At 35.5% G+C, this 23,537-nt stretch carries 19 protein-coding genes; 8 read left to right on the top strand and 11 right to left on the bottom strand.

The window, feature by feature from the left end:
• Positions 1-117 precede the first annotated feature (117 nt).
• From gerKA to gerKC, 3 genes are read left to right on the top strand one after another with little or no spacing between them, the layout of a single operon-like run.
• Positions 118-1,620: a spore germination protein GerKA gene (gerKA, locus tag ACYFX0_RS23295; protein WP_000139245.1), complete on the top strand. Its 1,503-nt coding sequence runs from the start codon at positions 118-120 to the stop codon at positions 1,618-1,620.
• Positions 1,601-2,707: a GerAB/ArcD/ProY family transporter gene (locus ACYFX0_RS23290; protein WP_074789907.1), complete on the top strand. Its 1,107-nt coding sequence runs from the start codon at positions 1,601-1,603 to the stop codon at positions 2,705-2,707. The genes gerKA and ACYFX0_RS23290 overlap by 20 nt, the downstream gene beginning before the upstream one ends.
• Positions 2,688-3,812: a spore germination protein GerKC gene (gene gerKC / locus ACYFX0_RS23285; RefSeq protein ID WP_017762783.1), complete on the top strand. Its 1,125-nt coding sequence runs from the start codon at positions 2,688-2,690 to the stop codon at positions 3,810-3,812. Before ACYFX0_RS23290 ends, gerKC begins: the two co-directional genes overlap by 20 nt.
• 31 nt (positions 3,813-3,843) lie before the next feature.
• On the opposite strand, the gene treC is transcribed toward gerKC, so the two are convergent.
• The 3 genes from treC to treR all read right to left on the bottom strand — a co-directional run bounded on the left by treC (position 3,844) and on the right by treR (position 7,798).
• Complete coding sequence (gene treC / locus ACYFX0_RS23280) at positions 3,844-5,505, bottom strand: alpha,alpha-phosphotrehalase (protein WP_460271966.1); 1,662 nt, start codon at positions 5,503-5,505, stop codon at positions 3,844-3,846.
• A gap of 13 nt (positions 5,506-5,518) precedes the next feature.
• The gene (gene treP, locus ACYFX0_RS23275; protein WP_000513939.1) at positions 5,519-6,946 is read right to left on the bottom strand and encodes a PTS system trehalose-specific EIIBC component; all 1,428 of its coding nucleotides are present in this window, start codon (positions 6,944-6,946) and stop codon (positions 5,519-5,521) included.
• 141 nt (positions 6,947-7,087) lie between these two features.
• Positions 7,088-7,798, bottom strand: a complete 711-nt coding sequence (gene treR / locus ACYFX0_RS23270; protein WP_000987242.1) for a trehalose operon repressor — start codon at positions 7,796-7,798, stop codon at positions 7,088-7,090.
• 452 nt (positions 7,799-8,250) lie between these two features.
• Here treR and ACYFX0_RS23265 point away from each other — a divergent pair, with 452 nt between their 5' ends.
• Positions 8,251-9,648: an amino acid permease gene (locus tag ACYFX0_RS23265; protein WP_000448446.1), complete on the top strand. Its 1,398-nt coding sequence runs from the start codon at positions 8,251-8,253 to the stop codon at positions 9,646-9,648.
• 31 nt (positions 9,649-9,679) lie between these two features.
• Here the strand turns inward: ACYFX0_RS23265 and ACYFX0_RS23260 are convergent, their stop codons facing one another.
• Positions 9,680-11,383 (bottom strand): putative bifunctional diguanylate cyclase/phosphodiesterase, encoded by a 1,704-nt coding sequence (locus ACYFX0_RS23260; RefSeq protein ID WP_000893348.1) that lies wholly within the window; start codon positions 11,381-11,383, stop codon positions 9,680-9,682.
• A gap of 482 nt (positions 11,384-11,865) precedes the next feature.
• A complete protein-coding gene (locus tag ACYFX0_RS23255; RefSeq protein WP_086398185.1) occupies positions 11,866-12,234 on the bottom strand; it encodes a cobalt transporter in 369 nt (122 codons plus the stop codon).
• Between the two features lie 213 nt (positions 12,235-12,447).
• Between ACYFX0_RS23255 and ACYFX0_RS23250 the strand changes: the two genes are divergently transcribed.
• The 3 genes from ACYFX0_RS23250 to ACYFX0_RS23240 all read left to right on the top strand — a co-directional run bounded on the left by ACYFX0_RS23250 (position 12,448) and on the right by ACYFX0_RS23240 (position 16,885).
• The gene (locus ACYFX0_RS23250) at positions 12,448-13,977 is read left to right on the top strand and encodes a cardiolipin synthase (protein ID WP_460271965.1); all 1,530 of its coding nucleotides are present in this window, start codon (positions 12,448-12,450) and stop codon (positions 13,975-13,977) included.
• Positions 13,978-14,104: 127 nt separating this feature from the next.
• Positions 14,105-14,998, top strand: a complete 894-nt coding sequence (locus ACYFX0_RS23245) for an ATP-binding protein (protein ID WP_000892989.1) — start codon at positions 14,105-14,107, stop codon at positions 14,996-14,998.
• Between the two features lie 3 nt (positions 14,999-15,001).
• The gene (locus ACYFX0_RS23240) at positions 15,002-16,885 is read left to right on the top strand and encodes a vWA domain-containing protein (RefSeq protein WP_106082009.1); all 1,884 of its coding nucleotides are present in this window, start codon (positions 15,002-15,004) and stop codon (positions 16,883-16,885) included.
• Positions 16,886-16,922: 37 nt separating this feature from the next.
• Here ACYFX0_RS23240 and ACYFX0_RS23235 read toward each other — a convergent pair whose 3' ends face one another.
• The 3 genes from ACYFX0_RS23235 to ACYFX0_RS23225 are packed head-to-tail and all read right to left on the bottom strand — an operon-like array spanning position 16,923 to position 19,605.
• The gene (locus tag ACYFX0_RS23235; protein ID WP_001189930.1) at positions 16,923-17,345 is read right to left on the bottom strand and encodes an NUDIX hydrolase; all 423 of its coding nucleotides are present in this window, start codon (positions 17,343-17,345) and stop codon (positions 16,923-16,925) included.
• Between the two features lie 59 nt (positions 17,346-17,404).
• The gene (locus ACYFX0_RS23230) at positions 17,405-18,370 is read right to left on the bottom strand and encodes an L-threonine 3-dehydrogenase (protein ID WP_000723120.1); all 966 of its coding nucleotides are present in this window, start codon (positions 18,368-18,370) and stop codon (positions 17,405-17,407) included.
• Positions 18,371-18,414: 44 nt separating this feature from the next.
• Positions 18,415-19,605, bottom strand: a complete 1,191-nt coding sequence (locus ACYFX0_RS23225) for a glycine C-acetyltransferase (protein ID WP_000095903.1) — start codon at positions 19,603-19,605, stop codon at positions 18,415-18,417.
• A 213-nt stretch (positions 19,606-19,818) separates the two neighbouring features.
• Here ACYFX0_RS23225 and ACYFX0_RS23220 point away from each other — a divergent pair, with 213 nt between their 5' ends.
• The gene (locus ACYFX0_RS23220) at positions 19,819-20,550 is read left to right on the top strand and encodes a class I SAM-dependent DNA methyltransferase (protein ID WP_000885973.1); all 732 of its coding nucleotides are present in this window, start codon (positions 19,819-19,821) and stop codon (positions 20,548-20,550) included.
• 28 nt (positions 20,551-20,578) lie between these two features.
• On the opposite strand, the gene ACYFX0_RS23215 is transcribed toward ACYFX0_RS23220, so the two are convergent.
• The 3 genes from ACYFX0_RS23215 to ACYFX0_RS23205 are packed head-to-tail and all read right to left on the bottom strand — an operon-like array spanning position 20,579 to position 23,472.
• Positions 20,579-21,400 carry an ABC transporter ATP-binding protein gene (locus ACYFX0_RS23215; protein ID WP_001167972.1) on the bottom strand — a complete coding sequence of 274 codons (822 nt, stop codon included), beginning with the start codon at positions 21,398-21,400 and terminating at the stop codon, positions 20,579-20,581.
• 12 nt (positions 21,401-21,412) lie between these two features.
• Positions 21,413-22,471, bottom strand: coding sequence for a FecCD family ABC transporter permease (locus ACYFX0_RS23210; protein WP_000760052.1), 1,059 nt, complete (start codon positions 22,469-22,471; stop codon positions 21,413-21,415).
• Positions 22,468-23,472 (bottom strand): FecCD family ABC transporter permease, encoded by a 1,005-nt coding sequence (locus ACYFX0_RS23205; RefSeq protein ID WP_000925213.1) that lies wholly within the window; start codon positions 23,470-23,472, stop codon positions 22,468-22,470. Before ACYFX0_RS23205 ends, ACYFX0_RS23210 begins: the two co-directional genes overlap by 4 nt.
• Between the last annotated feature and the right edge of the window lie 65 nt (positions 23,473-23,537).

Below are 23,537 nucleotides of genomic sequence, written 5' to 3'. Positions count from 1 at the left end.
ATAAAAGATGACGTAACGTAACTTTCAAGCTACTTTTTTAAAAATAATCCAAGCATAAATTTCTCACAAAAAGCAAAAATTAACAGAAGTAACTTTATTCTAAAAGAGGTGGAAATTATGACAGAGCAAAAAGAACAACAAGAGAGTAAAAACCAAAAGCATATGTTTCCATCACTTCCGGAAAACATTAATTACATTGAAAATAAGCTCTGTCACTCAGATGATATAAAAAAATTAGATATCCCTTTTCAAAATGGAAAAGGGACAATCTTATATATCGAATCTTTAGCAGACCCAAATTTAATTCATCAATTAGCTCTTGAGCCATTATTAACGCGGTCAGATTTGTCTTTAGATAAAGCTTTTTCCACATTAAATATGAAAAAAGAAACAAATTTAAATTATGGTGTACAGCTCTTATTACAAGGTAAATCATTATATTTCCATGAACATGTCGACAGTTTTTGTATTTTCGAAACAGCTTTATCTTTAAAAAGAGATATAACCGAACCTGATAATGAGGGAGTTGTCCGTGGACCGCATAACGGTTTTGTAGAAGATTTAGCAACTAATTTAACCTCTATTCGCAAACTCATTAAGAGTCCAAATTTAGTTGTTAAGTATTTTACAATCGGTGAAGAAATGCACACGAAAGTGGCAATTGCTTATATGCAAAATATAGCGAATGACGATTTAGTTACAGAAGTGAAAAGAAGATTAGAAACGATTAAAACGGATGCACTTATGTCACCAGGATACATACAAGAATTTATAGAAGATACGTCTTTCTCGCCATTTCCGCAGCAATTAAATACAGAGCGTCCAGATAGAGTCGCAGCAAATTTAATGGAAGGACGAGTTGCTATTTTATCTGACGGAGATCCAACAGCACTTATCGTACCTGTTACGTTATTCGCTTTCTATCAATCACCAGATGATTATAATAACCGCTGGATTGTCGGTTCTTTCGTCCGAATGATTCGTTTAGTAAGTTTTTTAATTGCCTTTCTCTTACCAGCTTTCTATATTGCAACTGTCGCTTTTCATCCTGATGTGTTGCCGCTCGAACTTGTGTACACAATTAAAGCTTCATTAGAGAAAGTACCACTCCCACCTATTTTTGAAGCTCTCTTAATGGAGTTAATTTTCGAATTATTACGGGAAGCTGGTATTCGTCTACCGAGCCGCGTTGGACAAACAATCGGTATTGTAGGTGGTTTAGTAATTGGTGATGCAATTGTAAAAGCCGGCCTCGTTTCTTATACAATGATTATCGTTGTAGCTTTAACTGCAATCTCATCTTTTCTCGTTCCATCAAATGATATGAGTTCCGCCGTTCGGATTCTTCGTTTTCCGTTAATGCTCCTTGCTGCTATATTCGGATATGTAGGAATATCATTCGGTCTAATTATAACTTTCGTTCACTTATGTCAGCTTCATTCTTTTCATACACCATATCTTTCTCCCCTTGCACCAATGCGGATAAAGGATATGAAAGATTCTTTCGTAAGACTTCCAATTTGGTCATTTTGGGAACGACCACATGATCCAAAACCGAAAAAAATGCAGCGCCAACATGTAACGAGAGAGGATGAGGACGGTGACAAACACGCAAAGTAAAATCTCGCTAGTTCAATTTACCTTTTTCGTTATTCAATGCCAAATCGGTGTCGGCATACTTTCTCTACCAAACCGTCTTCACCCAATTGCTAAAGGTGGTGGATGGATTTCTGCACTCATCGCTGGATTGGCAATTCAACTTATCATTTTACTTATGTGGCTTTTCTTAAAACGATTTCCTGATGCTGATATGTATGAAAGTGTTTGTATGCTATTTGGTAATAAGTTTGGAAAACTATTAGGTTTTGCTTATGTTTTTTATTTTACCCTTATCGGTATGACGGTTATGTTAAATGTTTGTAATGTCATTAAAGTGTGGATATTACAAGCAACTCCGTGGTATGCCATTCTTATGCTATTTACAATAGCTTGTTGTTATGTAGCTTATAATACGTTTAAAGTCATCGTACGATTTTATGTCATGGCCTCTATTCTCATTTTACCTATGGCGCTTTTAATTGCCCTAGGGCTTACACGAGCTGATTTTTCTTATATTTTTCCCATTACAGAGGCTGGATGGTGGAATATTATTCAAGCATCCAAAGAAACAATTACAGCCATGTATGGTTTTGAAATTATTCTTATCGCTTTCCCAAAAGTAAATGGGAATTCTGTGGAAAAACTAAAGGCCATTTCTATCGCTAATGGATTTGTAACTCTTTTTTATACTTTTACTGTTTGGATTTGCTTTATCGTATTTAGTCCAAAACAAATTGAACTTATTCCAGAACCAGTTGCTTACTTATTACGCTCCTTGCATATCGGGATTATAGACCGGACTGATTTACTATTCATTCCAATATGGATGATAACAGTTGTGGCTTCTATTGCTAGTTATTATTATGCTGCTTCAATCGGAATTGGCCATATATTCAACCTTGCTAATCATAAAAAGGCTGTTCCAATCGTTGGTATTATTGCTTTTAGTGTAGCCTTATTTATAGATACACCTGAAGAATTAAAAGTAATTGCAACTTTCACTGATAAGTTCACCTATATTTTCATCGTTGTCCTCCCTTTTTTATTTCTACTTTATTCAGTAATAAGAAAGAAGAAAGGAGAACAGTATGTTCAAAAAAAGAGTTAAATTACTTTTTATATTATGTACTAGTTCCCTCCTTTCTGGCTGTTGGGATCAAGAACCATTAAGAGAAGCAAGGTTAGCTTATAGTATTGGATCTGATATTACGGAAGAGAATAAACTCCAGCAAACAATTGAGCTCGTAAAAAGTTCGAGCGGAGAGCAATCTTCATTCGAAAATGAAATACATTCAGCAACCGGGCATAATATAAGGGATACAAGCGATGCCATAAAAAAAAATGTGACTGGAAACATTCGCTATTTCAAATATGGTGTTCAATTACTAGGAACCAAAATTCTAAAAAAAGGTATGCTACCCTATTTAGATGTCAGCTTTCGTGACCCAACAAACCCAACTGCTTTAGTAAAACTTATTGCAGTAGATGGTGAAACATCCGAGATACTAGAAAAAAAGAAAGTAGGAAATTTACTAATTGGAGATTTTCTAAAGAAAAAAGTGAAAAGCTTAGAAGATATGAGTGTATTTCCAAAAGAAACTTTAGAAACAGCCGCTACAAAAATGTTAGATCCTGGTAAAGATTTCACCCTCCCTTCTATAAAAATAAAAGGAAAAGAAGTAATTACAAACGGATTAGCTTTATTTAACGATGATAAATTAACTGGGCATTTACCTTTGAAACACTCTGTTTTATTCGTGTTATTAACCGGAAAAATGGGAACAAGTGCCCGTATAACCCAAAAACTTACTAGCGATGAATCAGAGAAGACATCTGATTATTTAACGATGGAAATTAGCAATCGAAAGTTAAAACGAGACTTAAAAATAACAACGGATAAAAAAGGAAATGTTTATGCTCACATTAAGCTTCAATTAAAAGTTATAGCGCTTGAAGCTCCGAGAGATAATCTTTACAAAATGGATGAAAGAGCCAAACTAAACAAAGAATTGTCTAAACAGCTTACGAAAGAAGCTAAAAAGATAACGAAAAAGTTACAAAAAGCAAATTGTGATGCTTTCGGTATTGGAAGACATCTTATCGCTTATCATCCTGACTTATGGAAGAAAAAAAATTGGAATAAAGATTATGCAAAAGTAAAATTCAAACCTGAGGTAGAAGTAAGCATTTTGTATAGTGGTGTCTTAAAATAAAAGGTTGTATGCCACGTGGGCATACAACCTTTTATTTCGTATATCGATAGACAATTGATTCATATGGTCTTAAGTTAAGTTTTGTAATATCCTTGCTGGAATCTTTATAATTCGACAGTAGTATTTCTTGTTTCATTCCATCTAATTGAACATGTGTTGGTACAGAGTACGTTATTTCTTCTCCATAGAAGTTATTTATAACAAGTAGTACTTCACTTTCTGTAGTACGAGTATATGCCCAAATTTTAGGATCATTTTTATCCAAAATAGCATATTCTCCTTCTGTAATTACATCATATGTTTTTCTAAGTTCTATTAACTTTTTATAATGATAAAATACGGACTCTTTATCTTCTAATGCCTTCTCTACGTTTATTTCTGTAAAGTTTTCAGCCACTGAAATCCAAGGTGTACTTGTTGTAAAACCACTGTTCATCTCTTCATTCCACTGCATCGGAGTGCGAGAGTTGTCACGAGATTTCTGCTTTAAAATCCCTATAATCTCTTCTTTTGATAGCCCTTCTTTTAGCTTTATATCATATATATTTAACGATTCCACATCACGATATTGCTCGATGGATTCAAATTTAGGATTCGTCATACCGATTTCTTCCCCTTGATAAATATAAGGCGTTCCTTGCAGCATGTGCATGGCTGTCGCTAACATTTTTGCAGATTCGTTTCGGTATTTTCCATCATCACCAAAGCGTGACACGATGCGAGGCTGGTCATGATTACACCAAAATAACGCATTCCATCCTCCGCCCTTTTGCATTTCAATTTGCCAGTTAGACATAATCTCTTTTAATTTAATAAAATCAAACTCTGCTTTCGTCCACTTATCACCATTCGGATAATCTACTTTTAAATGATGGAAACTAAACGTCATGCTCAGTTCATTACGCTCAGGATTAGAATATTTAATACAATTATCAATTGTCGTAGATGACATTTCTCCAACTGTAATTACATCTTTTCCTGCAAAAACTTTTCGGTTCATCTCTTTTAAATATTCATGAACACGCGGACCATCTGTATAATACTTGCGTCCATCACTTGTCGCAGTACTACCTTCATCGTTTAAGAAACATTGGTCTTTTGAAATTAAGTTAATAACATCTAATCGAAATCCTGTTATCCCTTTATCCATCCAAAAACGCATCATATCATATACTTCTTCACGAAGTTTTTCATTTTCCCAATTTAAATCAGCTTGTGTTTCATCAAATAAATGTAAATAATATTGCTCCGTCTTCTCATCATATTTCCAAGCAGATCCACCAAACTTAGACTGCCAATTATTTTTTTCATCACGCCAAATATAGTAATTACGATATGGACTATTTTTATCTTCCTTCGCTTCTTTAAACCACTTATGTTCAGTCGAACTATGATTTACAACAATATCAAGCATAATCTCAATGTTACGTACTTTCGCTTCTGCTAAAAGTTCTTCAAACTCTTCCATCGTTCCGTAAGATGGATCAATGCTGTAGTAATCACTTACATCATATCCATTATCATTTTGTGGTGATTGGTATATCGGTGTTAACCAAATATAATCCACTCCGAGTTCTTTTAAATAATCTAGTTTCTCTGTAACCCCTTTTATATCACCGGTTTCTTTATTGTAATAGCTATTAAAGCTCTTCGGATAAATTTGATAGACTACACTTTTATGCCAATCCTTCATGTTTAACTTCCTCCTACTTCTGTTTGACTCTTTTTGCAAATAACCATGTTAAAGTAAATGGGATTACAACTGCAATAATCATTCCTACAATAAACATTGGAATCGATTTCGGAATGATAGAAATAAATGCTGGCAATCCGCCAATTCCGATAGCAGGTGCTAATACACCATTTAATGTAATGAATATCGCTGCCACAGCAGACCCTATAATCGCTGCATAGAACGGGAACTTATTTCGTAAATTCACACCAAACATCGCTGGTTCTGTAATACCGAAGTATGCTGAAATGGCTGATGTTGATGCCATACTTTTATCATTTTGATTTTTAGAAATCCAGAACATTGCAAGTGCCGCACTACCTTGCGCAATGTTAGAAAGAGCAATCATTGGCCAAATGAATGTGCCACCGTGCTGTGCAATCAATTGTAAATCAATTGCAATAAACATATGATGCATACCTGTAATTACAAGCGGTGCATATAATGCTCCAAACAATACTGCTCCAACTACTGGTACTGTTTCATATACACCTACTAATCCTACTGTTAATAAATCTCCAATATGACGTGTAACCGGACCGATAATTCCTAATGCTAACACACCTGTCACAACGATTGTTGTAATTGGTACAACTAATAATTGAATTGCATTTGGTACATGTTTCTTTAAGAAAATTTCCACTTTACTTAATACAAAAGCTGCTACTAAAACAGGTAAAATTTGTCCTTGATATCCTACCTTCTCAATTTGGAACAGTCCTAAAATGTTGAAGTACTCAATCTTTTGACCCTCTAAACCAGTCGCTGCTTTTCCATAGTCCCAAGCATTTAATAAGGCCGGGTGCACAAGCATTAATCCCATAACAATCCCTAGTATTGGACTACCACCAAAACGCTTCGTTGCTGACCACCCGACAAGTGCTGGTAAGAATACGAATGCTGTATTGGCCATCATATTAATTAAATCCCAAAGCCCGCCTAAGTTCGGATAAACATCTAATAAATTTTTCCCATCAAAAAATAAGTCCTTTGCCCCTAATAGATTGTTAATACCCATTAGTAAACCAGCTGTTACGATCGCTGGTAATATCGGCATAAATACATCCGAAAATATTTTTACAAACTTTTGAGCTGGATTTAACTTCTGATTTCCAGAATCTTTTACGTCAGCTACAGTCGATTCTTCCATACCTGCAAGCGTTATCAATTCAGCGTAAACACGATCTACATCCCCTGGACCAATTACAACTTGAAATATACCAGCGTTATGAAACGCTCCTTTCACTAATGAAACAGACTGTAATTTATCATTATCTATTTTACTTTCATCTTTTAAAGCGATACGGAGCCTCGTCACACAATGTGCAGCTTGTTCAATATTGTCTTTCCCACCAATATACTGCAACACTTCCTCTGCTGTTTTACGATAGTCTTTCCCCATATTCCCGTCCCTCTTTTCTTTTTTTGATACCGTTTACAATTACATATTAACTCGTATACATAAGTTAGTCAACACTCGTATATACGAGTTTGTGTTTTTTTTTATAAAAAAAGAGATGAAACAATATTTTGTTCCACCTCTTTACTTCCTGCGTGCCACATCCGAAAAGTGAAAAATATCTAAACGGTGGCGTGATTCTGTGTATTCAAACTGACTTCCATCATACAAATGTGTAAAGTTTTTCACAACGACAACATAGTCTGTTCCATTTAAATCTAAATACTTTCTGTCATCCTCTGTACACGGCTGTACTTCAATTACCCTCTGCGAATAACTAATATGTAGCCCAAGCTCTTTCTCAATGTATTTATAAATCGATGCAGTTGCAATTTCTTTCGTTAATCCTGGAATAAACTCAGATACAAAATGATTTATATCTAAAATTACTTTTTCTCCATCAATATTTCGTACACGTTTAATATGATCAATCTCTGTTTTTTCTTTTACATTTAATAATTTCGCAATTTCTTTTGTGGCTTTTTCTTTGTCCATTTCCACAACTTCCGTAATACAATGACGTCCTAAACGTTCATTTTCTTCTTGGAAACTTACAATACCGCCAAAATTAAATTCAATATTTTTTCGCTTTAAAACAAAAACACCTTTTCCATGAATTTTTTGCACATATCCACGCTCTTGCAGTAAATCTACAGCTTTTCTTACCGTGCCTCGGCTTGCCTCATACTGCTTCATTAATTCTGTTTCTGATGGGATTTTGCATCCCTCTTTTAATTGTTTATTATCAATAGATTTACTGATTTCTGTATAAATTTGTTCATACTTACTCATCATCTACAATAGCCCCTTGTCACCTTCTAATTCTATATGTATTATAACATGCTTCACTCTTCTGCCAATCTCTCACTTATTTTCCAGTACAAGAAAAATATAGGTAAATATTTAATCTTTAAAACGTATTTTTATAAAAATTTTTATATTTTTCTTTTCATTCAAAAAAACATGTAGTATACTAACTTCAAAATCAGAGGAGAAAGGGAGCAAAGAACTATGCTTACTTATACAACAACTGTAGTTTCATTTGCACAAAAACATCATCATCATACGTAACCCTTGAAACCTAGCGGAAAAATTACGCGTAGGTACAAGGGTTATTCCCGTTGTACCTACGCTTTGGCGAAAGAGCCATGTAGGTATTTTTTTATCTACATGGCTCTTTTTTTATTGTCAAAAAGCTAGTAAAAAATGATGTTTAAGCAAAACTTACTACAAAGGAGTTAACAAAAATGGAAACGAAAAAATGGGGATTATGGGTTTTAACAGCATTTGTTATCGGGAATATGGTTGGCGGTGGCGTATTTATGCTTCCAGCAAATTTAGCACAAGTATCAGGGCCAATGGGTTCTACACTCGCATGGAGTATTACAGGCCTTGGCGTATTTATGATTGCACTTGTATTTGGAAATTTAGCGATTCGGAAACCAGAATTAAAAGCTGGACCACAAAGCTACGCTCAAGCGATGTTTCCTTCAAAAAAAGCTGGTAAAGTTGCGGGATATAGTATGGCATGGGGATATTGGGCTGCTAACTGGGCTGCAACAGCATCTGTTATTATTTCCTTTGCTGGATATTTATCAACATTCTTTCCAGTTTTACAAAGTAAGCAAATTCTTTTTTCAATAAACGGATTTTCACTAGAACTCGGAAAAGGATTAACTTTCCTCGTATGTAGCCTTATGCTGTGGGGAATTCAATATATTCTTTCTCAAAATATTGATCGAGCTGGAAATATGAATCTACTTGCTACCATTGCAAAAATTATCGGATTTACAATGTTTATTGTAATTACATTATTCATTTTCAATGCCTCTAATTTCGGAGACGGTCAAACCTTTATGAATGAAGCAGGACAATCCATCTCGTTAGGTGGACAAATCAATTCAGCTGCTATTGCAACACTCTGGGCATTTATCGGTATTGAATCAGCAGTTATGCTTTCTAATCGTGCAAAATCACAGCGCGATGTAAAAAAAGCTACGATTTTCGGATTAATTATCGCTCTTCTTATTTACATGTCAATTACTTTACTTACAATGGGAGCTCTTCCGCAAGATGCTTTAAAAGAGTCTCAAAAACCATTAGTAGACGCATTAAATTTAGCAATTGGAAATAAAGGCGCATATATCATGGCTTTACTCGCTCTTATATCTTTATTTGGATCTACAGTTGGTTGGATTGTTGTTAGTTCAGAAGTACCTTACCAGGCAGCAAAGAATGGACTTTTCCCTAAGTTTTTCGGGAAAACAAATAAAAAAGGTAGTCCTTCAAAATCATTATTGATTACAAATGTAATGACGCAAATTTTCTTATTTTCAACGATTTCTGGTACTGTTTCAGAAGCGTATAGTTTCGCTATTGTCGTAGCAACATTAGCCTATTTAATTCCATACCTAGTTTCTACTCTGTACCAATTCAAACTGGTTATTACAGGAGAAACGTATGATATAATGCCTGGTTCTCGAATAAAGGACGGGATCATCACTACATTAGCATTTGTATACTCAATTTGGGTTATCAAAACGGGAACTGCTGATTTAAAAACGTTCTTCTTAGGAATTGGATTGTTCGTATTAGGTCTTATTCTTTATCCAGTACTAATGAAAGACTCACAAAAAACGGATTAAATAAAGAGAAGCTGCTGGCTTCTCTTTTTTATTAAAAATCTGTAATTAACTTTTCTTTTAACTCTCCTACAGATAAAGGTTTCGCATAATAAAATCCCTGTACATAATCACAGCTCATTGATTGTAACAAACTCTCTTGCTCTACTGTTTCTACCCCTTCAGCAACTACTGCTAAATTTAAACTATGAGCAATTTCAATAACAGATTTTACAATTGTTCGTTCTGGTTGCGCGTGATCATAATGAAATTCACGAATAAAATTACGATCAATTTTCACAATATCCAGTGGTAGTTGTTTTAAATAATATAAGGAAGAATAGCCAGTTCCGAAATCATCCAAAGCAATTAAAACACCCATATTTCTTAATTCTTGTAATGTAGCAATAATATAATCAAAATGGCGGACTGCAATGCTTTCCGTTATTTCTAATATTAAACGGTTCGGAGGAAAACCAGTTCTCTTTAAAATGCTACGTACAGACAAAATAAAACGTTTCTGCATTAATTGTTGTATAGATAAATTCACAGATAACTTTAGTCCTTCTTGATAATTTGGCAATGTTTTAAACAATCGGCACGATTTTTCTAATACCCAGTCTCCTAGCTTTATAATAAGTCCAGACTCTTCAGCTACCGGGATAAATTCGCTTGGTGCAATGGGGCCGTCTTCTGTCATACAGCGTACTAAAGCTTCTATACCAGAATATCTCTTCGTTTTCAAATCAATAATAGGCTGCAATGCTACATCTAACTCTTCATCACGAATTGCCTTTTGCAAAGCAAACTCAACTTTCATTCTACGATTTATTTTCGCCCGTAGCTCATCTGTAAAGAAACATGCAGCGTTTCTACCTTGTTCTTTTGCACTATACATAGCTAAGTCAGAGTTTTTCAATAACGTTTCCACGTCTAGTCCGTCTTGTGGATAAGAACAAAGTCCTAGACTAGCTGAAATGTATACTTCATGGCCTTCCAACATAAATGGTGCCTGAAAACATGACAACACAGATGTCGCTAACTGACTCATATCATCTTGCCTATGATTTTTTGTTAACAGCACAAATTCGTCGCCACCTAGCCTAGCCAGAACATCTTTCTCTCCTAGTACATAATGCAACCGTGAAGCGACTTCGCTTAAAAGTAAGTCCCCTATCATATGACCTAACGTATCATTTACTAATTTAAAACGGTCCAAATCAAAGTAAATCATACCAAATTCTTTTTTATCTGCAATCAATTTATTAACGGTTGTTATTAATTGCAAACGGTTCGGCAAACTGGTTAAAGCATCATGATAGGCAAGTTCCCTATAACGACTTTCACTTAGCCGCAATCTATGTTCTGCTTCTTTTCTACTACTAATATCATTTCGAATTGCGATAAACTGGTATGGCTCTCCTTTTTCATTTAAAAATGGAACAATTGTTGTTTTGACCCAATAATATGTACCATCTTTTGCTCGATTCCGAATCTCACCTGTCCATACTTTCCCATTCAAAATACGTTTCCATAAGTTTTGAAAAAAGGTTTTCGGATGATGTCCTGAATTTAAAATACGGTGATCTTTTCCAATTAATTCTTCTCTTTTGTATTTAGAGATTTCACAAAATTTATCATTTACATATGTAATAAGACCTTTTCGATCTGTAATTGCAACAATTGAAGACTCATCTAATGCTAACTTTAAATCTCGCAATGAAGAGTCATATAATGCATGACCTCTCTGTTCTAGCATGCGCATCTCTCCTTGCTTCCTATCTGACTAAAACACAACCTGTTTCTCTTCATAGAAATAGAGATATTTCATTTTCTAATACTAGCCCATTACATAAATTATCTTTTTAAATAGACCGATTAAAATAACATAATATTATTTGTAATAAAAAGCAATATTATACCGTTTCAATTATAACTAGTAGCTTCTCATCTCCCTAATTATTTCGCACCTTATTATACTGCAATCCTTTTAAGTGGCTCTATCCAAGCCCTGTTTCTAACTAATACCATTCACATCTGATCTCTTTACTCTTTAATAACAAAATAGAAATTAGAACATACTACATAACTATTCACGAATAATAATATGAAAATCTACATTAATGTATATGTTTTTGAATTACAATAACAAAATATTAACATATTTCCACCTTAATTTTGGAAGTATTTTATAAATAAATACCGTATTAAACTAAAAAAGAGGGTAGCCTCTTTTTTAGTTTAATACGAATATGGTATTTGCTGATAACCTGGGTATGGCATTGGATACGTTACAGGGTATGGTGATGGATAAGTTACTGGATATGGCGCTGGATAATACCCTCCACTTGCTGCACCCGTTAATGCGCCAGCTGTCAGTCCACCTAACACTCCTCCTGCAAAGCTTCCAGGGAAAAATCCGCCTCCCCATGAACTACCACCCCAGCCCCATCCGCCTCCGTGATGATGATGGTGATCATGGTGATTGTGTCCTCCATGGTGATGATGTCCGCCGTTATGATTGTGCCCACCATGATTGTGTCCTCCATGATTGTGTCCTCCATGATGATGATTCCGATAATACAATCCATTATTTTCTATATAATTCATGTTTCTCCGCTCCTTTTCGATTTTTTCATTTTCATATGCATTAAGAGTGGGATAAAAATGTGATAGTACACTGTATGTAGGACAAATGCGGAAAGTATAGGTGAAATGTCTATATTTTGTAAAAAAAGCAAAACACCTTATAATAAAGATGTCATATTACATCTTCTATTTAAGAAGTCTATATTGAAAAAAGATTAGGGGAATTATATAGAAATGAAGAAGCCTATCGTTCAGTTACTATTAATATTTACAATTGTATCTATCGTTCTGTTCCTATTAAATACATCGTATATTTCGTTATATACATTTGTCGGTGCTCTATGGTCCATCACAATCGTAGGAATTTCATTCGTTATCTTTATAGAAAATAGATCTCCACAAAGCACATTGGCATGGTTTTTAGTATTAGCACTTCTTCCTATTATAGGTGTGCTTTTATACGCTATTTTCGGGCGCAGCCGCTGGAGAAGAAAAAAACATCTCCATCGTTCAGAAGAACAAAGAAAATTATTCCGTGAAATATTAGAAGGAAGAAGACTAGAGTTATTACTCACAGTTCCACTAAATGAACGTTCCATACATTTAACAGAAGTCATACAAAAATTTGGAGGCGGTCCTGCCGCAGATAAAACAACTACAAAACTTTTAACAAACGGAGATCAAACATTTTCAGAAATTTTGCGAGCTATAGAGCAGGCAAAACATCATATACATATTCAATACTACATTTATAAATCTGATGAAATTGGTACAAAAGTTCGAGATGCTTTAATACAAAGAGCAAAAGATGGTGTTATTGTACGCTTCCTTTATGATGGTCTTGGAAGTAACACGTTAAGAAGACGATTTTTGCAACCTATGAAAGAAGCTGGGATTGAAATTGTAGAATTTGACCCTATTTTTTCAGCTTGGTTACTTGAAACTGTCAATTATCGTAACCATCGAAAAATTGTTATTGTAGATGGAGAAATTGGTTTTACCGGAGGACTCAATGTCGGTGATGAATATCTTGGCCGTTCAAAGAAATTTCCTGTTTGGCGTGATAGTCATCTAAAAATAGAAGGAAAAGCATTATATAAATTACAAGCAATCTTTCTAGAAGACTGGCTCTATGCCTCTAGTGGTTTAAATACTTATTCCTGGGATCAATTCATGAATAGACAATACTTCCCAGGTAAAGAGATTTCACATGCAGAAGGTGCTGTTCAAATCGTAGCAAGCGGACCAAGCTCCGATGATAAAAGTATTCGTAATACATTATTAGCTGTTATGGGCTCTGCAAAAAAATCCATTTGGATCGCTACACCCTACTTTATTCCAGATCAAGAAACTTTAACATTATTACGCTTAAGTGCAATTGCCGGAATAGATGTACGGATTTTATATCCAGGTAAAAGTGATAGCATCATTAGTGATCAAGCATCTCAATCCTATTTCACTCCACTTTTAAAAGCTGGTGCTTCTATTTACAGTTATAAAGATGGTTTTATGCATGCAAAAATTGTACTCGTTGATGATACAATTGCAACTATCGGAACAGCGAACATGGATGTACGTAGCTTTGAATTGAATTACGAAATTATTAGCGTACTTTATGAATCAAAAACAGTTCACGATATTAAACGTGATTTTGAAAAAGATTTTAAACATTCAACTGAAATTAAATGGAACTCTTTCCAAAAAAGAAGTATAAAAAAACGCATATTGGAGTCTTTCATGAGGCTCATTTCTCCTTTACTGTAAGCAATCAACTTCATCTTGATTGCTTTTTCTTTTCCCTTTATCCTCCTTCCTTTTCTTTGCATACCATATTAAAACAAGTTATCATAAGATGTATTACTTTATGAAAATAATGTTAGGTGGGAAATACATGTTAGAACAATTTCATATACATTCTGATTTAAAACAGCAGCTTTCTACGATTCATGAAAAGAATAAACAAGAAGCTGGTGAAAATGCTCATTTAATCGGTACTAAAATATATAAAGCATCTGATAACAGCATTATCGAAGATGCGATTACAGCACTTCTTCTTGGCAAGAACATTCTATTAAAAGGACCGACTGGTAGTGGTAAAACAGTACTAGCGGAAACTCTTTCTTCTTTATTTCAAAAACCAATGCATAGCATTAACTGCTCTGTCGACTTAGATGTAGAAGGTATTTTAGGATACAACACACTACAAACGAAAGATGGTGCATCTGAAGTTTCATTCGTTAACGGTCCTCTTATGAAAGCAATGAAGAACGGTCACTTCCTATATATTGACGAAATCAATATGGCAAAACCTGAAACTTTACCGCTACTTCACGGCGCATTAGATTACCGTAAAATGATCACAAACCCATTTACACAAGAGGTTGTATACGGTGATGAAGAATACCGTGTAATTGCTGCGATTAACGAAGGTTACGTTGGAACAAGTGAACTAAATGAAGCATTAAAAAACCGTTTCGTTATTATTGAAGTTCCTTACATTCAAGGTGACACATTAAAAGAACTATTATTAGCAGAATCAAAATTAAATGATGTTGCAACAATTGAAAAGTTTGTTGCATTTGCAAGCGACCTTATGCCTTTAGCTCGCGATGGACGTGTAAGTGAAGAAGCAGCAAGTATTCGTGGTATTATCGACGCATGTGATTTAGGTGTATATATTCCTGTTATGCGCGCTATTGAACGAAGCATAATTGCAAAACTTAATGATGAAACAGAACAAATGACTGTCCGTGAATTAGCAGAAAGTTATTTCTTTGAGGGATAATTTATGAGACAAATTTTTAGTGACAAAAAAATTGATGCGTCGCTGTTTCTACAAATGGAAAACTTAATGTATGCCCTTCTAAAAGAAGACGATGCCTATCTTGAATATGGCTATAAAGCATACTACGACGAAATTGAAAAGAAAGTTGTCATTAGTCACTTTTGGGATGATCGAAAAGAAGAAGATACAGTAATCGGATTAAAAAGCGAAGTGTTCTTAAAAGCACTTGGTAATAAACATTACTCGGACATGACTTTAATTCGTTCTTATGCGATTGAATTGCAAGAATCGCCCCTAAAAAAGTTTTTAACACAATTATTTGTTCTATTAGAAGATTTACGCGTTGAGGAAATCGTAAAGAACTTACGTCCTGGCACGAAGCATATTTTTAAACGCCGAAAAGAAATGTACCGCAATTATTTCGGCTCTCAAAATGAAATAAACCGCGTTCGTAATTATCACGGTGATCGTTTGTTTTGCCTATGCTATCTTTCATTAACGAGCGATAAATATGAAATGTTTAATAATGAATATTTTGAGCAAATTGAAGCGATTTTACATGAAACATTCCAAGCACGTAATACAGAAGATATTATGTATGTCGTTGAGAAAATTCGCTATCGCTTAGAGGCGCTTCTTGAAAGTGATATGCTTAACAACTATTTCGGACATGCTCCACTTTACTTATCTGTTCTTGCAGACGAAAAGAACTGTCGCGTCGAAGATTTAGCAAATGATGATACACAGCTTATAGATGACGATGAAAATAAAAACAAAATGGATGAAAGTTTCTCCACATGGCATCGTGAAAATAAAAATAACGAAAACGAGAACTTTTTACGCTTTGAATTAGAAAGCGGAACAAAAACAAACATGATGGGCGATACTGCTCGTGAATCAGAAGATGGCGACCAAGCACTTGGTTCTGTACAAGGTACTTCTCAAAAAAGTACACAATCCAACTTTGATGGCGCTGATACAGAAGAAGCAAGAGCTTCACACGCTTCTAGCCAGCACGACGGTGCATACGGTAAGTATAATGTAGGTGCTTCTCATACATTTAAAGAAGCTCGCAAAGCAAATATCGATGAGAAAAAAGATTACCAAGCTATCAAATCAGTCGTCAATAAAGATGTAAAAGAATTAAAGAAAATTATCGAAAAAACGATTGAAAATAAAACGAATGCGAATAGTGATAAATATTACGGAAGGCTTCGCAAAAAATTCCTTCGTATTTATACCGAAAAACAACCGCGTATGTTTTATAAAAAAGGACAAGAGTCACAAGAACTCGATGTTGCATTCCAACTGTTAGTTGACTGTTCTGGTTCTATGTATAACAAAATGGAAGAGACGAAGAAGAGTGTTGTACTATTCCATGAAGCTTTAAAATCTTTAAAAATCCCGCACGCTATTAGCGGATTTTGGGAAGATGCCTCTAGCGCTAAACCTGAAGATAAGCCGAACGTTATCCATGAAGTTGTAAATTATAAAAACTCAACGTTACCAAACGTTGGTCCGGAAATTATGCAACTTCGTGAAGAAGAAGATAACCGCGACGGATATATTATTCGTATCGTTTCTGAAAAGCTTGCAAAAAGACCTGAGAAACATAAATTCTTACTAATCTTCACAGATGGTGAGCCTTCTGCGCTAGACTATCAACAAGATGGAATTTTAGATACGCATGAAGCTGTTAAACTCGCGCGTAAAAGTGGCATGGAAGTAATCGGTATCTTCATCGAAGAAGGCGAGGCAAAAGAAGCAACTTATCAATTGATGAAGAACATTTATAACCATCACTTCTTAGTTGCAAATCATGCTGAAGATTTACGATTGAAGATTAAACCATTACTGAAAAAATTATTACTGAAGACGATTGAATAGAAGATAGGAGCCTTGTGGCTCCTATTTTTTCATTCAATTACTTTGTTTCTGGTTGAAACTTATATGGAATGGCTACTTCTAATAAGGATTCAAATCCTCCGTCATAGTATGGGAAGCGCTCATTCGCAATTGTTCGATCCACCCACTCTATTGCAGAAATTTCACCTTCATCTTCCGCAATAAGTTCACCTTTTACTACATTCGCTCGGAATGTAAAAAATAGTGCATGATTCCCTGATTCCTCAAAGAATTTTTCATTGATCGCAACAAGTCCACCTAACGTAGCAATTAAACCTGTCTCTTCTTTCACTTCTCTTATTAGTGCTTCCTCTAATATTTCACCTTTTTCCACAGCCCCACCTGGCAATGACCAAACGTTTTGTTCTGCATTATGTACCATTAATATTTTATCTGTTTCCTCGTCATGTATTAGTGCGTATACGACATCTACTCTTTGCATAAGACTTCTCTCCTCCCAAAAATAATGAAGAGCCGATTCCTAAGAATCGACTCTTCCTATTAATTCATCACTAACTCAGCTGTGAGCTTTTTTTTTAACTTAGCCAACATGTCCGTTGTCATTTTGTCTAAATCGTATTCTGCTTTAAAGCCCCACTCTTTCATTGCTGCAGTTGCGTCAATAGAGTTTGGCCAACTATCAGCGATTGTTTGACGAGCTGAATCTACTGCATAATCCATTGTAAACGTCGGAATGTGTTTACGAATTGATGCTGCAATTTGCTCTGGCTCAAAACTCATTGCCGTAATGTTAAATGCATTTCTATGCACTAGCTTACTTGGATCAGCTTCCATTAATGAAATGATCGCTTGTAAAGCATCAGGCATATACATCATGTCCATGTACGTTCCTTCAGCAATGTATGAGGTGTATGCACCTTTTTTAATCGCCTCATAATAAATTTCAACTGCATAATCAGTCGTTCCGCCTCCTGGAGGAGCTACGTAAGAAATTAAACCTGGGAAACGGACACCGCGCGTATCTACGCCAAACTTTTGATGATAATAATCACATAGTAATTCTCCTGCTACTTTGTTTACCCCATACATCGTAGTAGGACGCTGAATTGTATCTTGCGGTGTATTATCTTTTGGCGTCGATGGACCGAATGCACCGATCGAACTTGGCGTGAAGAACTTACAGTTTAATTCACGAGCTGCTTCTAATGCATTTACAAGTCCGCCCATATTTAAGTTCCATGCGAATAACGGATTTTTTTCTGCTGTTGCTGAAAGTAAAGCTGCTAAATGAATAATTGTATCTACTTCATTATGCTTTGCAATATCATGTAATTTTTGTCCATCTGTTACATCTAACGTTTCAAACGGACCAGACTTTACTACTTCACTATCTGTTTCACGAATATCTGTTGCAATAACATTTGATGCGCCGTATACATCACGAAGTTTCATTACTAGTTCAGAACCAATTTGCCCTAAAGAACCGGTTACTAGAATTTTTTTCATTTTCCCCACTCCTCATTTGCAAGCTATTCAAAAGATGCCCTTACTTAAATGATGCCCATTTCTTTTCCTACTTTTTCATACTTACGAATTGCTTCATCTAACATTTCTTTCGTATGAGCTGCTGTAGGCATATTACGAACACGACCTTTTCCTTTTGCTACAGTTGGGAACACAATAGATTTTGCGTATACACCTTCTTCATTTAGACGCTTACTAAATTCTTGTGTTAACACTTCGTCCCCAATAATACAAGGTGTAATTGGCGTTTCACTTTCCCCAATGTTAAAGCCAAGTTCTTTTAATCCTTGTTTTAAGTAGCGGCCATTTTCCCATAAACGATCATGTAACTCTGTGCTTTCCATTAAGATTTCAATTGATCTCATGCAAGCTGCTGCATCAGCTGGTGTTAATGCTGTAGAGAATAAGAATGGACGTGAACGAACTTTTAACCAGTCAATTAAGTTTTGTTTCCCTGCTACATATCCACCAATTACCCCAATTGCTTTTGATAATGTACCAATTTGGAAATCAACTTTATCAGATAGACCGAAGTGCTTTACAGTTCCTGCACCTTTTCCAAGTACACCTGAACCGTGTGCATCGTCTACATATGTCATTAAATCTAATTCTTCTGCAATCTCAACAATTTCTGGTAGTTTTGCAACATCTCCATCCATTGAGAAGACACCGTCTGTAATTACCATTAATTTATTGTAAAGACCCGATTCTTTCGCCGCGATTGCTTTTTGGCGTAAATCTTCCATATCAGAATGTTTATAAACAATAATTTTTGCCTTTGATAGACGACTACCATCAATAATAGAAGCATGGTTTAATTCGTCTGAAAGAATTGCATCATTTTTATCCATAACAGCTGAAATCGCTGCCATATTACAGTTAAATCCTGATTGGTAAGCAATTGCCGCTTCTGTATGTTTAAACTTTGCAATTGTCTCTTCTAATTTAATATGCAAATCTAAAGTACCGTTAATTGTACGAACAGCTCCTGCCCCAACACCGTACTTATGAATTGCACCAATTGCTGCTTCTTGCAAACGGCTATCTGTTGCTAATCCAAGATAGTTGTTTGAAGATAAGTTAATATATTCTTTTCCGCCAATTGTAATGATTGGTCCATTTGAACTCTCAAGCGGATCAATTACGTTATAAAGCCCCTTTGATTTTAAATCCTCTAAATTTTCTTCTAAAAATTTTGCAAGTGTTTTACTAGACATCGTGAAGCCTCCCATCGTTCATGTAAGCGGATTATTGTCTTAATAGTTCTAATAATCCCTCTACTAGCTTAACACGTTTTCAGAATTTATTATAGAAAAATAGTTTAAAGTAACCGCTTACAATTTTAGATTATATATGATTCATTATAATAAATCTATCATTTACTTTTCATATTTGATAGAATTAAAAAAATATTTTGGGAGGTTTCAAACATGGCATTTACAGAATCTGATGTATACAATAACACAGCATTTTTCGAACAATATATGAAACGAAGATACCGAGAAAATAGCCCAAATGAATCCATTGAAAAACCAGTATTCTTTCAGCTCATTGGTCATGTGCAAGGAAAACAAATTCTCGATTTAGGCTGTGGTGACGCTAAGTTTGGTGCGGAATTATTAGAAAAGGGATGCTACTCTTACACTGGCATTGAAGGCTCCGAACTTATGTATGAAAAAGCTAAAAATCAACTAGAAAATAAAAATGGATCTGTTCATTTTTTAAACCTCAAAGATTATACCTATCCCTCTTCCACTTTTGATTTAGTAACATCTAGACTCGCCTTACATTATATTGAACATCTTGATACCATTTTTCAAAATGTGTTTCAAACTTTAAAAACAAATGGCACCTTTACCTTTAGCGTTCAACATCCCGTTATTACTTCTTCATTTGAAAGCTTACAAACAAGTGGTAAAAGAACGAGTTGGCTCGTCGATGATTATTTTAAACTAGGCAAACGGGTTGAACCATGGATTGACCAAGAAGTTATTAAATATCATCGTACAACGGAAGAGTATTTCACATTATTACAGCAAGCTGGATTTACCATTACATCATTAAAAGAAGCTACACCAAATCCAATCTATTTTCAAAATGAAGAAGAGTATAAACGTCGCTTACGAATTCCTCTCTTCCTCTTATTTTCTTGTACCAAATAAAAAAAACGATGAATCACTCATCGTTTTTTTATCTTATCGCCTGAGCAACTTCTTTAACTACACGTCTTCCTCTTCCATGCGGGATACAAAGCGGTGTTCCAAACAACGGATCCGTACTAATTTGACACTCCATTCGGAATACATCACGTACTAGTTTCTCATCTACCACTTCTTCAGGTTTACCTTGTGCATATATTTGTTTATCTTGAATTGCTACAATGTTATCTGCATAGCGGCATGCTAAATTTAGATCATGTAATACCATAACAATTGTTCTTTGTTCTGTTTCATTTAATTCGAATAATAAATCCAGCACTTCAATTTGGTGAGTCATATCTAAGTATGTAGTGGGCTCATCCAGTAAAATGATATCTGTATCTTGTGCAAGTGTCATTGCGATCCAAGCACGTTGACGTTGCCCACCTGAAAGAGCATGCACATCACGCTCAGCAAATTCTGTCATACCTGTCGCTGCAAGTGCTTTCTGTACCATTTCCTCGTCTTTTTCTGACCATTGCTTCAGCCATGTTTGGTATGGATAACGCCCTTGCTTTACAAGTTGTAATACTGTAAGTCCTTCTGGTGCTTGTGGTCCTTGCGGTAAAATCGCCATTTGACGAGCGATTTGCTTCGTTTGCATACTTTGAATGGCTTGATTATCTAACAAAATATCACCAGTTGTTGGTTTTAATAATCTAGCTAGTGAACGTAATAAAGTTGATTTCCCGCAACCGTTAGAGCCGATAAAGATTGTAATTTCGCCTTTTGGAATTTCTAAATTCAACTCATCAATAATACTTGTTTCACCATAAGACAACGTCAAGCGTTTCGTCTCCAATGCTTTTTGCATATTCATCTCCCTTTATGAATTCCGACTTTTATAAAGTAAATAAATAAAATAAGGTGCACCAATTGCTGATGTAAATACCCCTGCTGGAATTTCAAGTGGCGTGAAAATTGTACGCCCTATTAAATCTGCAGCAAGTACTAGAATTGCACCGACAATAGCTGCAACTGGGAGTAATGCACCGTATAAAGAACCAACCAATCTTCGTGAAATATGAGGTGCCATTAAACCGACAAATCCAATCCCTCCGGCAAAAGCTACCGCACCACCAATTAAAGCTGTACTAAGTAATAGCATAAATACACGCGACTTCGTTAAAGGAACCCCAAGTCCTACCGCTATATCATCCCCTAGCTCTTGTGCATTTAAATGCCTAGCTGCGATAAATGATATTACTGTTAAAATGAGAACCCAAGGCGCAAGTACCATAACATTTTGCCAAGAAGAGCCATAAACGGTACCCGTAATCCATACATTTGCTTGGCTCGCTTGATAAATTGGTGCTAGCAACATAAATAATGTTGTCGCAGCCTTCGTTAATGCCCAGAATCCAACACCAATTAAAACGAGGCTAATTGGTGATAATCCATCATTTTGCCATGCAAATAAGTATACAAAAACCGCTACAATCGTTGCTCCTGCAAAAGCTGCGAGCGGCATATAATGAATACTTACCGTTAGTGCATTATTTTTATCACTAAATAGCGCTAAAAATAATACAACTGCAACACTTGCCCCGCCCGTAATCCCGATGATATCAGGAGAAGCAAGTGGATTTCGAACAAGCCCTTGTAAAATACAGCCCGCTACCGCGAGCGCAATTCCTACGAGGATAGCAATTAAAATACGCGGCATACGAAACTTATTTACAACCATGTTTGACATCGCATCGCCATTTCCGGTAATTGCTTGCCATACGTCATAAGGAGCAATTTTCATGTCTCCCATACCTGCGCTCGCAAAGAATAATCCTATTAAAACAAGTAGTAAACTTAACAAGACGAGACAAGCTCGTTTATACATTAAAAACGAGAGCTCGCCTTTTCCTATACGAAACGGAATATATTTCTTCATTTGCTAAGCCCTCTCTTACGTGCAATATAAATAAAGAACGGTGCTCCAATAAATGCTGTCATAACTCCTACTGGTACTTCTTGTGGCATAATGACATATCTTGCTGCTATATCAGCCAATATTAGTAGTATTGCACCTAACAATCCGCTATAAGGCACTCTCCATCTGTGGTCAACTCCAACAAGAAATCTAGCAAAATGCGGAGTAATAATCCCAATAAATCCAATTGGGCCAGCAACCGCAACTGAACCACCAGACAACAGTACAATAATAAGTAACACGAATGATTTCATTAAAATTGTTCGTTGTCCAAGTCCTTTCGCGACGTCTTCTCCCATCATCAATGTATTTACTTTTCCTGCCATAATAAGAGATGCAATCCATCCTATTAATAAATATGGGAATACAGATTGTAAAATTTCTAACTTTCGCCCTTGCACAGATCCAGCAAGCCAAAATAATACCTCTTCAAGTGCTTTTTCATTTAACACAAGTAATCCTTGTGTTAATGATGAAAATAACGCACTAATTGCGACCCCTGCTAACGTTAACTTAAGAGGAGTAGTCCCTTCTTTTCCTAAAGAACTAGAAGCAAATACAAGTACAGCTGCAACCGCCGCTCCTAAAAAGGCGATCCATGTGAAAGCTGATAATGATGTTACTGAAAAGATTACAATTGCTACAACTATGAAGAACGCAGCACCTGAATTTAATCCAATAAAATCTGGAGAAGCAAGTGGATTCTTAGTTAAAGTTTGCATAAGACAACCAGCAATGGCTAAACTAGCACCAACACTAGCTGCAATTAACGCCCTAGGCAGACGTACATTTTGAATAATAATATGTTCATTGGAACCGTTAAAATGGAAAAAAGCATCCAATGCTAGTTTCCAACTCGTATTTGTATATCCGAAAATAATACTTCCCCAAATACAAATAACGACTGCAATGATTCCAACAAATAATCCAATCCCTTTTGCTCGATTTGTTTTTAATAACATGCAGCGTTTCCCCTTCAATGTATAATGATACGTTGTTAGTGTATTTCAACTTAATTCTTATTGTC

Source organism: Bacillus sp. NEAU-Y102, assembly GCF_054788175.1.
The sequence above is the reverse complement of the archived record's forward strand: the minus strand, read 5'-3'. Positions and strand labels throughout refer to the sequence as shown.

Excerpts from the sequence above, each read along its gene's own strand:
- gerKA (WP_000139245.1), top strand. The coding sequence starts at position 118 with ATGACAGAGCAAAAAGAACAACAAGAGAGTAAAAACCAAAAGCATATG.
- gerKC (WP_017762783.1), top strand. The coding sequence starts at position 2,688 with ATGTTCAAAAAAAGAGTTAAATTACTTTTTATATTATGTACTAGTTCC.
- treC (WP_460271966.1), bottom strand. The coding sequence starts at position 5,505 with ATGAAGGATTGGCATAAAAGTGTAGTCTATCAAATTTATCCGAAGAGC.
- treP (WP_000513939.1), bottom strand. The coding sequence starts at position 6,946 with ATGGGGAAAGACTATCGTAAAACAGCAGAGGAAGTGTTGCAGTATATT.
- treR (WP_000987242.1), bottom strand. The coding sequence starts at position 7,798 with ATGATGAGTAAGTATGAACAAATTTATACAGAAATCAGTAAATCTATT.
- ACYFX0_RS23265 (WP_000448446.1), top strand. The coding sequence starts at position 8,251 with ATGGAAACGAAAAAATGGGGATTATGGGTTTTAACAGCATTTGTTATC.
- ACYFX0_RS23260 (WP_000893348.1), bottom strand. The coding sequence starts at position 11,383 with ATGCTAGAACAGAGAGGTCATGCATTATATGACTCTTCATTGCGAGAT.
- ACYFX0_RS23255 (WP_086398185.1), bottom strand. The coding sequence starts at position 12,234 with ATGAATTATATAGAAAATAATGGATTGTATTATCGGAATCATCATCAT.
- ACYFX0_RS23250 (WP_460271965.1), top strand. The coding sequence starts at position 12,448 with ATGAAGAAGCCTATCGTTCAGTTACTATTAATATTTACAATTGTATCT.
- ACYFX0_RS23245 (WP_000892989.1), top strand. The coding sequence starts at position 14,105 with ATGTTAGAACAATTTCATATACATTCTGATTTAAAACAGCAGCTTTCT.
- ACYFX0_RS23240 (WP_106082009.1), top strand. The coding sequence starts at position 15,002 with ATGAGACAAATTTTTAGTGACAAAAAAATTGATGCGTCGCTGTTTCTA.
- ACYFX0_RS23235 (WP_001189930.1), bottom strand. The coding sequence starts at position 17,345 with ATGCAAAGAGTAGATGTCGTATACGCACTAATACATGACGAGGAAACA.
- ACYFX0_RS23230 (WP_000723120.1), bottom strand. The coding sequence starts at position 18,370 with ATGAAAAAAATTCTAGTAACCGGTTCTTTAGGGCAAATTGGTTCTGAA.
- ACYFX0_RS23225 (WP_000095903.1), bottom strand. The coding sequence starts at position 19,605 with ATGTCTAGTAAAACACTTGCAAAATTTTTAGAAGAAAATTTAGAGGAT.
- ACYFX0_RS23220 (WP_000885973.1), top strand. The coding sequence starts at position 19,819 with ATGGCATTTACAGAATCTGATGTATACAATAACACAGCATTTTTCGAA.
- ACYFX0_RS23215 (WP_001167972.1), bottom strand. The coding sequence starts at position 21,400 with ATGCAAAAAGCATTGGAGACGAAACGCTTGACGTTGTCTTATGGTGAA.
- ACYFX0_RS23210 (WP_000760052.1), bottom strand. The coding sequence starts at position 22,471 with ATGAAGAAATATATTCCGTTTCGTATAGGAAAAGGCGAGCTCTCGTTT.
- ACYFX0_RS23205 (WP_000925213.1), bottom strand. The coding sequence starts at position 23,472 with ATGTTATTAAAAACAAATCGAGCAAAAGGGATTGGATTATTTGTTGGA.